Genomic DNA, 13,364 nt, shown 5'->3' on the forward strand with positions numbered 1-13,364 from the left:
AGCGAATTATTTTTTTAGTTTGTTAGGAATATGACCGAGGCTGTCGTTCGTCATGGCATTTTTCCCGCAACAATGGCTGTAAAAATGGTGACGGTAATCTATTTCTTCCAATGACCAATATTGAAAAATTGTTTTAAAACGCCAAGAGGGTAGACATCCATTGCAACAATCCTCATGGATGACTAATCATATACTCGTTCTGAGATGTATCGACATGAAACCAGCATTGTTAGGCGACAGCATGCTGTTTTTCTCTGAACAATATACCTAAATAATATTTGCTGCTTTAACCGCATCAACAAACGTCCTTGAAACGGGGACCTCAAGGTGATTGCTTAGCAACAATGTCATTTTCCTATTTTGTTTATTTACTGATACGACCGCATCACTTGCCACCCACCATGACCTATGAGTTTGTAAGCCAGGAAACCCCTCAAGCTGTAGTAAAGCATCTTTCAGACGCATCAATAGCATGTGACTACCTTTATCGGTATGCACTTTCAAATAGTGATCGTCCATTTCTAAACACAACAACTGGCCGCGTTTGTTGATGGGTAATAACGACATAAATTGCTCAATTTGAATACTCTTGGTATCAGTCGTTGAGGCATGCTCTTTAATCACTTTTGTTGATAATTCCAACAGCTGTTGCTGTTGTTTAACATGATTCTGCCACACACTAAAAAAGGTAATAACACCGCCAATCACTAATGTCTTAGGCAGGAAATGAAGAAAGTCATTGATGAGATTAATAGGGGAATTAAAAAATATCATGGTGATTAATGGCACAACTAAGCTCATTAATATACTTGCTATTAAAGATGATATTGCAACACGTAGCCAAGGAGCACTGAACTTCTCAGATAAATATTTATGCCCTAGATTGATTAACGGTGAATAAATAAAATAACCACAAACACACGTAAAAACCCAATAGCTAATCGACATAAAGACCGGCAGCTCATGCATGCCAAACGGTGCTAAAAAACCAATAAAAAGTCCTATAGATATTACAACAAGTAGTTCTCGCAGTAATTTACTTTTATTAAAAGTAAAGTTTACCGATTGATTTTTAGTAGATATTTCACGAATCGCCAATGGTACACATTCCTTTTTAGTGACATCTTACGAAGTTTTTAACCCATTTTACGTAAAGCGGCTGTTGCTTTTCTAATGCCCATTCTATCGTCTATTTAACAAGACGCAACGGTGATACTTCACCAGCATATTCCAATTTAACAAGTCAACGTGCCTGCACAATGACACCATTTGCTAAGGATATAAAAATGAGCATCAACAGCCAGAAAATAAATGTTAACAGCAATAAATTAACCCAAGTCATACTGACCTCAATACTCTGCAGTTCATTATTTACTTCATCGGTTTTTGCAGCAGATATCTCTTTTGAAATAGAGGGCGTTAACGCTCAACCCAGTAAGATTTACGCACAGCTGTTTAATAGTCAAGACAGCTATTCAAAAGGAGAGGCATTTAGTGCTACTTATCTTCAAGCTAAGCAAGGTATCAATAAGGTCATTTTTACTAATATTCCTGTCGGTCAATATGCTATTCGCTTCTTTCAAGACGAAAATAATAACGGCACATTAGACACCAACCTATTTGGAATGCCATCAGAAGGTTATGGATTTTCAAACAACGCCAAACCTAATTATGGTCCAGTTGGTTATCAAGATGCGGCATTTACCGTAACCGAACAGCAAGATCCCGTGATTAATCAAACCCACATTATCTACTAACATAGGGAGGTGCTAATTATGCAACGTAGACAGTTTTTAAAAAGCATGGCTATAGTCGGTGCATCAAGTGTATTGCCCGCATCTGCAACCTTACTTACCGCACCCATAGCTCCGGCTATGGTCAATGTTAAACAGTTATTTAATGATGCCTTAGCTGTTCATCCTGAATTGATTGGTTTTGCCAATGTAGAACGTAACTTTGAGCCACAAACACTTTCACTTGAAGGGCGTATTCCAGCAGATTTACATGGGGTATTTTATCGCAATGGCCCAGCAAAACATGAACGTGGGGCCATCCGATATCAACATGCCTTTGAAGGTGATGGCATGTTGCAACGTTTTGAAATAAAAAATCAGAATATCGTCCATCGCGGCCAGTTTATTAACACACCAAAATTTAGCCAAGAGCAACAAGCCCAGCAATTTGTTTATTCTGGCCCTGAGACCAAAATTGCCCATGCGCTACCGGTGGTGACTCCTGACACAGTCAATACCGCCAATACCAATATCATTGCTGTTGGTGATGATCTTTGGGCGCTTTGGGAGGCGGGGTCTCCGACAAAAATAGATCGTGATTCAATGCAATTTCAACAGCAAGTTCATTTAGGAGCAGAGTCAAAATACGCCAACACTTTACAAGGGCTGCCTTTTTCTGCTCATCCAAAAGTGGATCCTAGTGGTGATATTTGGAATTTTGGTTTGCATCCATCAGGTAATATTGTGCTCTACCATTTGGCCGCGAACGGTAACGTCAAAAATGCAGGGGTAATTAACACTCAATATCGTGGCGCAATGCTGCATGATTTCCTCATCACAGACAAGCACCTGCTGATCATTCTGCCATCACTGTTTACTGATAAATCTATTGAAGGACATTTTGAACAAATTAAATACAATACTGACATTCCAATGAGGGTGTTAGTGATTAGTAAGCAGTCATTAACTGTTATCAAGCACTACGAACTTCCAGCGGGGTTTGTATTTCATTATGGAAATGCATGGGAAGAAATAAATGGCACTATTCATTTTGATGCGAGCTTGTATCCCGACGTGAATGTATTGCATAAGCTGTCTAATGTTATGCAAGGCAAGATTGAACAGGCCAGTACAAAAGCAAAAACAGCGCTGATTACTCTGCACACAGAGGGCCATTACAGTATGCAAATAATGCCAGGTACGAGCGAGTTCCCACGCGTGTGTGATCATGTGGTCGGTTTAAAAAACCACTATTTATATCATCTGTCAGCTAAAACCAATAGCCTATGGAGTGATACATTATCATCTCTCAACACCGACACTGGCGCAGAACAGCATTACCATTTTGGGGAAGATTACTTGGTTGAAGAGCACATTAGTGTTTGCCCAAAAGCTATCGAAAATACCGGCTACTTAATCGGTACCGCGCTACATGTACCGACAAAGCGTACTTGTTTGAATATCTTTGCAGTGAATGATTTATCTTCAGGTCCCATTGCAAGAGCATGGCTACCATACCATCTGCCCCTAGGATTTCATGGTAATTTTATGCCGAGTTGAATACCTTCAACATCACTAAACGCTTCGATAACGCTATGCCGTCGTGGTCCATCCACAACCTAGTGGCTTATTCATTTTGAATATCACAGCGGTGAGCTAAAGGAGCTGCGGCGTTAACGACAACACATTTCGTCCAAAAGTAAGTCCGTTGCTTAGATTTGATTAGATTTTCTATTGAGCTCTTAGCGGCAGACAAGCATGACGTTAAATTGAAGAGAGAAATTTCCCGTGTAGATGAATCGGCGAGCATCTCAAACCGCGACATTTTGGCGCCGCCCACATGGATGCTTACCGTAAAAAATTTACCGCTGGCGTCTCGCTTAATCATCTGCACTAGGCCTGCACCAGGCGGTTAGTTTCAATCACGTCATGGTGTACTTAAGCAATGTTAATTAGGCGAGATTAATCAGACTTGCCATTCTCTTTAGCCAGCGCAGAACCTTGTCACCAAAATCCAACTGAAGTTTGCTAACACCTAACAGCCCAAAAGGATAAAGGCAGATTCTGACTCAGAAACGCTACCAGAATGACCTCAACTAAGTATTACCGAGTTGAGGTAAAATTGATCATAGCGTTGCTAAAGAGGTGGTTTAGCCACATCTGTTGATACATCAATCGAACCATCTAATGATTGAGCCTGTGCCATCACTTGTAGCTGCGATCGATTAACCAACACCACTAATAACAGCACAGGAAAACCAATCAAACTCGCAGCAATGAAAAAGTTGATATAACCAAAAGCATTGACATATAAGCCTGAAAATCCGGCGATAAATTTTGGAAACAACAACATGATTGAGGATAACAAGGCATATTGTGTTGCGCTATAACCCGTACTGGTTAAACTCGATAAGTAGGCAATAAATGCCGCAGTCGCGATACCAGCACTAAAATTATCCACCGAGATAGCCAAGGTTAAAAATGGCACGTTATAGCCAATATAGGCCTGCCAAGCAAACAACAAGTTAGTTACCGCAACTAATAATGCGCCCAAGAATAGAATTTTCATGGTGCCATAACGCATCAGCAATACTCCGCCAAAAGCGGCGCCGACTAAGGTCATGATTAAACCATAGACTTTACTGATAAAAGCGATTTCCTCTTTGCTGAAACCGATATCGACATAAAACACATTTGCCATGATGCCCATGACAATATCGGAGATGCGATAGCATGAAATGAGCAACAAAATCAGAATGGCACTTTTGCCGTGACGTTTAAAAAAGTCAATAAAAGGCAATACGCTAGCACTGTATAACCAGGCTAACGTTCCGGCGATTTTGGCTGGATACTTGGCTGCAAAATCGGCTCTTAGTTGCCGTTCTTTATCGTCAGCGTATTTAGTATCAACCTGAGGTTCTTTGCTGCATAGGGTGGTAATAATGCCAATGCCCATTAACATTGCCATGGCAAAGTACGCTGTTTGCCAAGCTTGTAGATTGTAAGCATCATCACCTGGTGATACCCAAGCTGCTATGGTTAAGGCACCTGCGGTGGCAATGATCATCGCCCCTCGATAACCGACCTGATAGGCTGCTGCGAGTGCTGCTTGCATTTTTTCTGGAGCAGATTCAATTCGAAAAGCATCAATGACAATATCTTGAGTCGCTGATGCGAAGGCGAGTAGTAGCGCGCACAAAGCCAAACGTTCAAGATTAACCACAGGATCGCTGATCGACATACCAAGTATGGCGCCAACTAAGCACAATTGTGCAAACAGCATCCAACCTCGTCTTCTGCCTAAAAAACGCGTAAATAAGGGCAGAGACATACGGTCGACTAATGGTGACCATGCCCATTTAAAAGCATAGGTGAGTGCTATCCAGCTAAAGTAACCAATGGCGGCTCGGTCAACGCCGGCCTCACGTAACCAAAAGCTCAGCGTCGAAAAGACCAGCATTAATGGTAAGCCGGCAGAAAATCCCAGCAAGAGTAAGATTAATACTCGTTTGTGGTAATAAACCGATAATGCTTCACGGGTACGAGCCAAAAAAACCGACATAAGACAACTGGATAATGGAGAATGGCTCTAGCTTATGTTGCAAGAGGTTTAGGTTCAAGCCATTCTAAAAGATTATTCAGCCAGTTTGAGGTTAAACTAGAATGCAGGCCATAATTCAGATAATTGACTTAAGGTCTGATACCTATACAGCTTTGTGGCACATTGCCACCAATATTGATGTAGTCGCAACAGTCATGCACTTGTTGGCGTAAATATTGATTGCCTTTAATGGCCCAACCAGACCAATGATCAAAACAATACAATAAGTGCCAAAACACTTTTTCAGTATCACTGGGTTGCTCAGTTAATTGCTTGGGATTGTTTGATATAAATTGCCACTCTTCTAATACATCCCACATGTACAGTTGTATTTCTTTGTAATCTAATTGATTGTCTAAAAAAGCTTTGCCGTAATAGGCAAGTTGTGGGGCTTTGGTTTCAATGAAATCATTAGCCGTCATAATATTTACGTCCTTGAATATTAGAAGTACGGTGCCAAGAGTTGCGCAGCTAATTGTCTGAAAGAGTAAACTAGATTATAGACGTTAATCTGGCGATTAACGTGATAAGCATTAAAAAAAGAGTCATATTTGTCATTCTATAGTGCTATTTCATTGATTTATAAGCTAGTAAAAATGTAGGGGGCTAGGTAGTCGCATGATTATGTTAAACATCCCTTGGTGTTGGTTAACATCATAATGCACTGGTATTTGTGCTGGTCCAGATATTTTTGAAACTAAGAATTTTTGAGACTAAGCATTAAGACAATATCGATGGTAATGCGCTTATTACCATCGATAGGTATAGATCAGTCGTGGGAAATTAGCGAGGCAGTAAAGTGGCTTTTTTTAGTATTACGGTTTTTACCGGAAAATCGGGCCAGTTTAGGGTGCTATTATGTTCAGTCGGCATCAATGAAATGGCTTCTAGCACATCCATCCCTTTCGTGACTTCACCAAAAACGGTGTAGCCCCAGCGGCGTTTAGACGGATCTAATTTCTTATTGTCACCCATGTTGAAGTAAAACTGTCGTGTGGCTGAATGGGGGTCATTATCTCGAGCCATGGCTATTGTGCCAAGAGCGTTCGATAAACCATTGCCCGACTCATTTACCACCGGCTTTAGCGAAGGACGTTCTTCTAGTTTAGGGGTTAAGCCACCACCTTGAACCACAAATTCGGCGATTACCCGATGAAAAATTGTATTGTCGTATTCACCCTTAACCACATAAGTTAAAAAGTTATCGACCGTAAGTGGTGCACGGGTTCGATCTAACTCAACCACAATTTTCCCCATAGACGTGTCTAACTCTACTTGTGGATATAGGGTGTCTTTTTGAATATCGACTTCAGCATTGGCGCTTACGCTGGCCAATAACAATAAACAAGTGGCAAGCCATTTAAACATAATATGCAATCCTTTTATTGGCATCTTTCGTGACTCATCGCTGCTAAGCCGTGGTCAATTAACGTTGAATAAATTGGTGTAACTCTTCATCGTTAAGAATTTCAGTCGTGAGTTTATCCACTAGCTTGGTGATATCTAATTCAAGCGTGGCAAAATCAGGGCTCAATGGACCCTTTAAGTAGCCGTTAGCATTATATGTTTTAGTAAATTCTTGCTGTGAATTTTTAGCTAGTACATTAATCACTAAACGTGTTTTAGATTCAAAACTGAAGGTGGTATCAGTGACATCTGCTAATAAATAATTCAACTGAAATTGCACTGAATTTCGTGCGGCGGGGTCTATGACATAACCAGCTTTGATCATCCCATTACGAAATAATTTGTCCAGTTGTTGGCGGATAGGTTCACTGGCACTCACTAATCTCGGCGTTTTGCCTTTTTCGTTGAAACGTACCACAAAACTGGCTTCGCGGGTGTCTATGGTGTCAACCATTACCGGATAATCAGCTTCAGTTTGTAACTTGACGGGCCCTAATGTGGGATTGAGACCAACATGAGTTGGCTCATAACTCGCACAACCTGATAGCAATAATGTAGACAGTAAAATAGGGATCAATAACTTCATGAGGCAACAATAACAAGCAAAAGGTAGATAAATGATACCAGAATTTGTCTGGGTTTCCAGCATCGCTAAGGTTATGTTGTTATAAAGATAAATTCGGTAATGAACGCCTCGAGGTATATAGCTAAGTCAATAATCAATAACTTGTTTCAGAGGTTCAATTTAGATGCCGACAACAATCTTACGGGGTTGTTGACATTAATCACTGATCAATTCAGGTTAGTATTATGCAACTTAAGTTTGATAAACAACATTATGTAGGTAATGCAATGCAACATAAACAGCCACAATTGGCGCCAGATAAATTGATTAATGCCAATGGCCAGCCTGTATTTGGCATGTTTGATGGGCTTGTTGATTCACTCAACGTTGATCAGTTTGCTTACTCTACGGTAATGGACAAACCTGCATCAGCAGTGGCTAAGCATTTTGATTTTAAGCAGTTCCAATTTGTGAGTATTATCACTCCTCATTATATCGTTGCACTTGCGATTGCGGATATTCGTTATGTTGCTAATGGCTTTTGTTACCTCTATGACATCAAAGCTAATAAGCTAACGCAAACACAATGGCTAACCCCATTAGGGCTTGGCTGTAAATTAAGTGACTCACCTAAGCATGGGCGCGCTGAGATTGGCCGGAAAAGCAAAGGAATTGTTATTGATATTGTCGACGGCCAATGGCAAGTCGAGATTAATCTTGCAGACATACAAGCCAATCTGCGTATTCAGCCAGCACCATTAAGCTTACCCATCTGCTTGTGTACCCCAACGGGTTATAACGGTTGGACCTATACTCAAAAGCACAATGGCTTAGCCGTCACTGGACAATTAACCATTCATCATGAACCACAGCCTTTGCAATATGCATTGGCGGGTTATGACTTTTCAGCTGGATTTATGCGCCGCGAAACCAGTTGGCGTTGGGCTTCAATCAATGCTCAAACCGACGATGGTGTTATTGGGCTTAATTTGGCCGCCGGGGTTAACGAAACTGGTCAGACTGAAAATGTAATGTGGATTAATGGTCAACGTCATTTATTGGGTGGTGCACAGTTTGATTTTAATCGTCACTCACAACAAGATGGATGGCATATCACGACTAATGATGGCAATGTCGACTTGCATTTTAGACCATTAAATCAGCGCAGCGAAAAGCTCAATTTAATTTGGTTAAAAAACAACTTTAGACAATATATTGGCTATTTTAGTGGCGTGATTTGCGATAAAAATGGTAACCAATATAAGTTAACTAATCAGCTTGGCTTAACTGAAGACCATTTTGCCAAATGGTGATAAACACTAATGGTATCTAAGAGGTGAGTGCTTTTTTAGCCTAAGGCTTACGGATGACTAAAAACTGTTTACTAACAAAGGATAACTAAAAAGCGCTTATTGGAAGCGGTTGACTAAAATGGCTTTGGCGCAACAAAGCGTTGATTAGGCATTAGGCGTAGCGAAGCGCTAGTACAAACCTTGTTAAAATAATAATAAATAGAAATGGATAACAATATGGACATGGATTTACTGATTGCTCACCCTGAGTGGTTATTATTGGTGTTAGCACCGATCTTTTTCGGCTGCATTTTATTGGAGTGGTGGTTTGGCGTTCGCGCCCAGCGATTACCGAGTAATGCTCAATATCGCCCTGCCGAAGTGCTGTGTAATTTTATATTAGCTGGTATGCATCAAGTGGCGGATATCATTGCAGGCTTATTTATTGCGAAAATCTATTTACACTTTTTCGGCTGGCGTTTATTTGATATGGAAATGAGCTTATTCACTTTTGGTTTATTGCTCATAGCTCAAGACTTTTGTTATTACTGGTTTCATCGCGCTAGCCATCGTATTCGTTGGATGTGGGCGGCGCATGTGGTGCATCACAGTTCAGAGAACATGAATTTCAGCACAGCTTTTAGACAAAGCTTGATGTACCCATTGGCAGGAATGTGGCTGTTTTGGTTACCGCTGGTGGTGATTGGTTTTGATCCTAACTGGGTGGTATTTGCGGTGTTGCTCAATCTAGGGCTGCAGTTCTTTGTTCACACCCAAGCGATTAAGTCGTTAGGGCCATTGGAATGGATTTTTAATACACCGTCCCATCACCGAGTTCATCATGGGCGTAACCCACAATACATAGACAAAAATTATGCGGGGGTTCTGATTATATGGGACAAACTCTTTGGTACATTCGAGCCTGAAAATGAAACTGTGATTTACGGTATTACTAAACCGGTAAACAGCTTTAATCCGTTAGTGGTGACCTTTAGTGAATGGCGCGAGATGTGGGGTGATGTTACCCAAGCCCAATTATCTCTAAAACAACGTTGGCGGATATTGTTTGCACCGCCTGCAACACATCAACAGTCATCAACTAAAACGGATGCTTAAGCTTAGTTAAATAGGCTTTAGGCTCATTTTATCCCACTTTGCTAGCTTTAATAGAGTAGATAAGTGGGATGAGATGGCCTTGATGCTTTAGCTGATATCCTTTGCCTGCCACAAACTCCAAACCCTCGACACAGTTATAAGGACTGTAAGGGTGCTCGTTAAACGCTTCAATGCTTAGGCCCGCCGCAATGAGTGCGCTAATCACTTCACTTATCGGATGTGGCCAAGTGACTACGGTTTCGATTTGGTCATTATGGTTTTCGGTGTAGGTGACTTCAGCTTCAATATCCGCTTGTAACTGCGCAAAATAGCCATAACCAGACAACACATCATTAAACGGGTGGAACTCAACTAAATGAAACTCACCGCCAGGACGTAATGCGCCCGCAATGGTTTGGGCCCAGCGAGTTAAATCGGGTAACCAAGCTAACACCCCATAAGAGCTGAATACGATGTCATATTGCTCGGTATTGTGGTCACCAAACTGATAGATGTCATTATTGATAAATGTTGCTGGTAAGTGTAATTGAGCGGCCAGCTTTTTGGCTGTTTTAATCGACTCGCTAGATAAGTCTACGCCAGTGACATTAGCGCCAAGTCTTGCCCACGATAAACTGTCTTGCCCAAAGTGACATTGTAGATGCAACAGACTTTTATTGTGTACATCGCCGACTTGTTCAAGTTCAATGGGGTTTAATGATGACTTGCCTTGGATAAATGCGTCTAAGGCGTAAAATGTTGAGTCAAGATGGATTTGAGTTCGCTGGTTCCATGCGTGTTTATTGATCGCTAAATAGTCTTTTGCTTGATTGTCCATTAAATAAACTCGTCCATTATGATTATTGTCAAATTTTTATATAGCGGCCAATCAATTTATTTTATCGCTTGTAAAATGACAAATTTACCATTGGATGCCACAGTAGTGCAGTTTTTAAAAATGCGCTTTATTTTAACGTGGTAGGCTAAATGTCGATTACCGACAATATGTAATAAACCGCCTTTCTTTAAGCGTTTATGTGCGTCGACAAACATTTGCCAAGCGATGTGGTCGGTAATAGCTTCCCCTTGATGAAACGGAGGGTTACATAGCACTAAGTCTGGTTCAACATCTGCGGGCAAGTTACTCAGGCAATCGTCCCAATGGAAAAAAGCTTGTGGCGTTTGTTCTGTCTGTAGTTCTTGGGACTGAGCGTCTAGGGCGTTAGCATGCCAATTATGCTTTGCCGAGGCGATAGCCATATCAGAATCATCGACAAAGTGGATCTGCGCATGTGGATAACATTGCTTTGCATGTAAGCCTAAAATACCGTTACCACAGCCTAAGTCTATGATGTGGTTGAATTCACCTTTGGGCATGTTATCGAGCATAATCCTTGCGCCAATATCGAGCTTATTGGCAGCAAATACATTGGCAAGATTGCTCATCGTCAGTTTCAGTTCATCGACGTTCCAACTCACCGCTTGCGCTAATGAGCGTGGTTTACCATCGCTAATACAGCTGATTACCCGTGTTTTTTTCCACGCTAAACTGGCTGATGCAGGACCTAGATTCTTTTCAATACTGGCGAGCAATGCGGGGTTGATTGACTTGGCTTTAGCACCGATCAGTATTTGGGTTCCCGCTGGAAGCACGGTTGATAAACGCGCCAGTTGCTGGCCAAAGTAATGAAGATTCTTCGGTAATTTCATCAACACTAATTGAATATTGTCTGGCAGAGTATCGCGACTGTTAAACCATTGAATATTAGTCGGCGCCAGTTTGTTGCCTAATAAATTTTGCTGACATCCTAGTAAACTGGTTTTTGCGTCGGTTTCAACGATTAACTCACTGCTTGGAGCTTGTGCTGCTAATGCACATGTCAGCGCACCAAAATTATCATTAAGAATTGCGGTTGTGCCTGGGGTTATTTCTGCATCAATGAGGTATTTGATTAGGTATTCATCAGCCGCGTCCCATGCTTGTAAGTTGGATGCTTGTTGGCTTGGATAACGAAAAAGCTCAAGCTCTATACCTGAACAAGCAAATTGGGTTGTCATGACTGTGTTACCTAATAAAAAAGAATATCAATAAAATAGCCCAATATTATCTCAGATAACACCTAGTAGCGCGAGGCTTAGGCTTAAACAAGTTGATAAGAAAAATATGAGTTCAGTTTTACTATTTTATCCGTCAGCTATTCTCGCTAAGGCGATATTGATATTTAAATGCCAAGGGAGATTTTTTATAAAACAAGATGCTAAGAGTACCTCGCTAGGGCAATCAAGCATTATTGGGTAAAAATGTTCATGTTATACCGATGATTGCTATTAATTGTACGGTTAAGTAACATCAATCTATTGACTTAAAATAATGGTTTTCAAGGGATAATGATGAAAGGTGCTGGTGGAACGTCTGGCGGAATAGGTCAGTTCTTTATTGGATTAGTGATGATGTGTGGTGGCTTTTATATGTTATTAAATGCCATTAAAGTGACCAGTTCATTTGGCTTTAGTAGCCATTTATATCAGCTGGGTGGTTTTGGGCTTACCAGTGGTATGGTGATGATCCCGTTTATGTTTGGCGTGGGCATTATGTTTTATAATGGCAGAAACATACTTGGCTGGTTACTGACATTTGGCTCATTAGTGGCATTAATTTTTGGCGTAATAAGCTCGATTAATTTTCGATTCTCTTACATGAGTGCATTTGATTTAATTGTTATTTTGGTACTTAGTGTGGGTGGTTTAGGCTTATTTTTACGCTCTTTGAAAGCGATTGAAAAACGCTATCCTGAGTCTTAATCATGTTTGTGGATTGCAATAAATGCGTGTGTTAAATGATATTTGACGATTAACAGCCGCTAGTTTGAACATTTATAATGGGACGAACACCGGTTGAAGTTGCCTGACGGTAACGTAAATAACATGCTGCGGTGCCAGCATCTTCAACAATAACACCATGCCAATATATCCAGGCTCCAGCAAACACGCTGGGGTGTTTGTTCCAATCACCTTGTGGTGGGTTTATTAATAGATCAATCCCCTCAGCACTTCCATCTGGGTAACCATACGCCAGCTTAATATCAACACCATCAACATTAAGTGTCGTTGACGCAAGTCTTTCTACGCCAGCAATAGCGGCTTTGGAATAGGTTAACGTTGCCGCTGACTGCATTGCTTTTTCCATACCATCCATAGTCGACACGATTGCATCAGTACGTAAATCAATAAATTTACTTGTAGCCACAACAGCTAATATGGCCAAAATTATGATCACGACAACCAATTCTATTAATGTAAAACCGCTTGACGCGCTTAAGCTATTCTTCATTATATTTTTCCTCATATTATTGTTAGTCAAAAGCAGGGCGGGGAGCTTGCAATAACAATATTGGCGCAGTATGTGGCAATATTTTATATGCATAAGGCTTTTAATACTGCAGCAAGAAGCCACAAACGCAGCCCAAGTGGGCGGCTACACGGCTTGCATTTTCATCAAATTAGTTTGTTTTAGGGTAATGGCTTATGTCGTATCCCTAAATAAACCATTAAGTTGTTCGTGCCGAACGAATGTTAACTAACAAATTTCAACCAACAAGGTTCAGTACCCGCTTAGCATTATTTTTGCGGAACAATAATCAGGTGTTTTGGGTGCTTGTAGTTAAAGCATC

At 40.9% G+C, this 13,364-nt stretch carries 13 protein-coding genes; 5 read left to right on the forward strand and 8 right to left on the reverse strand.

Going from position 1 to position 13,364, the window contains the following annotated elements:
- Positions 1-267: 267 nt before the first annotated feature.
- Positions 268-1,098: a LytTR family DNA-binding domain-containing protein gene (locus ACED29_RS10040; RefSeq protein WP_371697580.1), complete on the reverse strand. Its 831-nt coding sequence runs from the start codon at positions 1,096-1,098 to the stop codon at positions 268-270.
- A gap of 188 nt (positions 1,099-1,286) precedes the next feature.
- Between ACED29_RS10040 and ACED29_RS10045 the strand changes: the two genes are divergently transcribed.
- The gene (locus ACED29_RS10045) at positions 1,287-1,757 is read left to right on the forward strand and encodes a DUF2141 domain-containing protein (RefSeq protein WP_182698678.1); all 471 of its coding nucleotides are present in this window, start codon (positions 1,287-1,289) and stop codon (positions 1,755-1,757) included.
- Positions 1,758-1,775: 18 nt separating this feature from the next.
- A complete protein-coding gene (locus ACED29_RS10050) occupies positions 1,776-3,293 on the forward strand; it encodes a carotenoid oxygenase family protein (protein ID WP_371697581.1) in 1,518 nt (505 codons plus the stop codon).
- Between the two features lie 577 nt (positions 3,294-3,870).
- On the opposite strand, the gene ACED29_RS10055 is transcribed toward ACED29_RS10050, so the two are convergent.
- The 4 genes from ACED29_RS10055 to ACED29_RS10070 all read right to left on the reverse strand — a co-directional run bounded on the left by ACED29_RS10055 (position 3,871) and on the right by ACED29_RS10070 (position 7,327).
- Positions 3,871-5,295, reverse strand: a complete 1,425-nt coding sequence (locus ACED29_RS10055) for an AmpG family muropeptide MFS transporter (RefSeq protein WP_124017838.1) — start codon at positions 5,293-5,295, stop codon at positions 3,871-3,873.
- Positions 5,296-5,423: 128 nt separating this feature from the next.
- The gene (locus tag ACED29_RS10060; RefSeq protein ID WP_124017839.1) at positions 5,424-5,756 is read right to left on the reverse strand and encodes a hypothetical protein; all 333 of its coding nucleotides are present in this window, start codon (positions 5,754-5,756) and stop codon (positions 5,424-5,426) included.
- 361 nt (positions 5,757-6,117) lie between these two features.
- Entirely contained in the window at positions 6,118-6,702 is a 585-nt protein-coding gene (locus ACED29_RS10065) for a peptidylprolyl isomerase (protein ID WP_371697582.1), read from the reverse strand.
- Positions 6,703-6,760: 58 nt separating this feature from the next.
- The gene (locus ACED29_RS10070) at positions 6,761-7,327 is read right to left on the reverse strand and encodes a YajG family lipoprotein (RefSeq protein ID WP_371697583.1); all 567 of its coding nucleotides are present in this window, start codon (positions 7,325-7,327) and stop codon (positions 6,761-6,763) included.
- A gap of 224 nt (positions 7,328-7,551) precedes the next feature.
- On the opposite strand from ACED29_RS10070, the gene ACED29_RS10075 reads away from it, so the two are divergent.
- Together ACED29_RS10075 and ACED29_RS10080 are read left to right on the forward strand one after the other, a co-directional pair.
- Entirely contained in the window at positions 7,552-8,619 is a 1,068-nt protein-coding gene (locus ACED29_RS10075) for a DUF2804 domain-containing protein (RefSeq protein ID WP_371697584.1), read from the forward strand.
- Between the two features lie 216 nt (positions 8,620-8,835).
- Positions 8,836-9,714 carry a sterol desaturase family protein gene (locus tag ACED29_RS10080; RefSeq protein WP_347690117.1) on the forward strand — a complete coding sequence of 293 codons (879 nt, stop codon included), beginning with the start codon at positions 8,836-8,838 and terminating at the stop codon, positions 9,712-9,714.
- A gap of 28 nt (positions 9,715-9,742) precedes the next feature.
- Here ACED29_RS10080 and ACED29_RS10085 read toward each other — a convergent pair whose 3' ends face one another.
- A complete protein-coding gene (locus ACED29_RS10085) occupies positions 9,743-10,531 on the reverse strand; it encodes a class I SAM-dependent methyltransferase (protein ID WP_371697585.1) in 789 nt (262 codons plus the stop codon).
- A gap of 56 nt (positions 10,532-10,587) precedes the next feature.
- The gene (locus ACED29_RS10090) at positions 10,588-11,751 is read right to left on the reverse strand and encodes a methyltransferase (protein WP_371697586.1); all 1,164 of its coding nucleotides are present in this window, start codon (positions 11,749-11,751) and stop codon (positions 10,588-10,590) included.
- A gap of 333 nt (positions 11,752-12,084) precedes the next feature.
- On the opposite strand from ACED29_RS10090, the gene ACED29_RS10095 reads away from it, so the two are divergent.
- Entirely contained in the window at positions 12,085-12,495 is a 411-nt protein-coding gene (locus ACED29_RS10095; RefSeq protein WP_124017846.1) for a hypothetical protein, read from the forward strand.
- Between the two features lie 49 nt (positions 12,496-12,544).
- Here the strand turns inward: ACED29_RS10095 and ACED29_RS10100 are convergent, their stop codons facing one another.
- Complete coding sequence (locus ACED29_RS10100) at positions 12,545-13,024, reverse strand: type II secretion system protein (RefSeq protein WP_371697587.1); 480 nt, start codon at positions 13,022-13,024, stop codon at positions 12,545-12,547.
- Between the last annotated feature and the right edge of the window lie 340 nt (positions 13,025-13,364).

The sequence above is a fragment of the Shewanella sp. 5S214 genome (assembly GCF_041439795.1).
Classification (GTDB): domain Bacteria; phylum Pseudomonadota; class Gammaproteobacteria; order Enterobacterales; family Shewanellaceae; genus Shewanella; species Shewanella vesiculosa.

Bases quoted from the DNA above. Each gene is read 5' to 3' on its own strand.
- ACED29_RS10055 (WP_124017838.1), bottom strand. From the start codon at position 5,295: ATGTCGGTTTTTTTGGCTCGTACCCGTGAAGCATTATCGGTTTATTAC.
- ACED29_RS10080 (WP_347690117.1), top strand. From the start codon at position 8,836: ATGGACATGGATTTACTGATTGCTCACCCTGAGTGGTTATTATTGGTG.
- ACED29_RS10085 (WP_371697585.1), bottom strand. From the start codon at position 10,531: ATGGACAATCAAGCAAAAGACTATTTAGCGATCAATAAACACGCATGG.
- ACED29_RS10065 (WP_371697582.1), bottom strand. From the start codon at position 6,702: ATGTTTAAATGGCTTGCCACTTGTTTATTGTTATTGGCCAGCGTAAGC.
- ACED29_RS10095 (WP_124017846.1), top strand. From the start codon at position 12,085: ATGAAAGGTGCTGGTGGAACGTCTGGCGGAATAGGTCAGTTCTTTATT.
- ACED29_RS10100 (WP_371697587.1), bottom strand. From the start codon at position 13,024: ATGAAGAATAGCTTAAGCGCGTCAAGCGGTTTTACATTAATAGAATTG.
- ACED29_RS10050 (WP_371697581.1), top strand. From the start codon at position 1,776: ATGCAACGTAGACAGTTTTTAAAAAGCATGGCTATAGTCGGTGCATCA.
- ACED29_RS10045 (WP_182698678.1), top strand. From the start codon at position 1,287: ATGAGCATCAACAGCCAGAAAATAAATGTTAACAGCAATAAATTAACC.
- ACED29_RS10070 (WP_371697583.1), bottom strand. From the start codon at position 7,327: ATGAAGTTATTGATCCCTATTTTACTGTCTACATTATTGCTATCAGGT.
- ACED29_RS10060 (WP_124017839.1), bottom strand. From the start codon at position 5,756: ATGACGGCTAATGATTTCATTGAAACCAAAGCCCCACAACTTGCCTAT.
- ACED29_RS10090 (WP_371697586.1), bottom strand. From the start codon at position 11,751: ATGACAACCCAATTTGCTTGTTCAGGTATAGAGCTTGAGCTTTTTCGT.
- ACED29_RS10075 (WP_371697584.1), top strand. From the start codon at position 7,552: ATGCAACTTAAGTTTGATAAACAACATTATGTAGGTAATGCAATGCAA.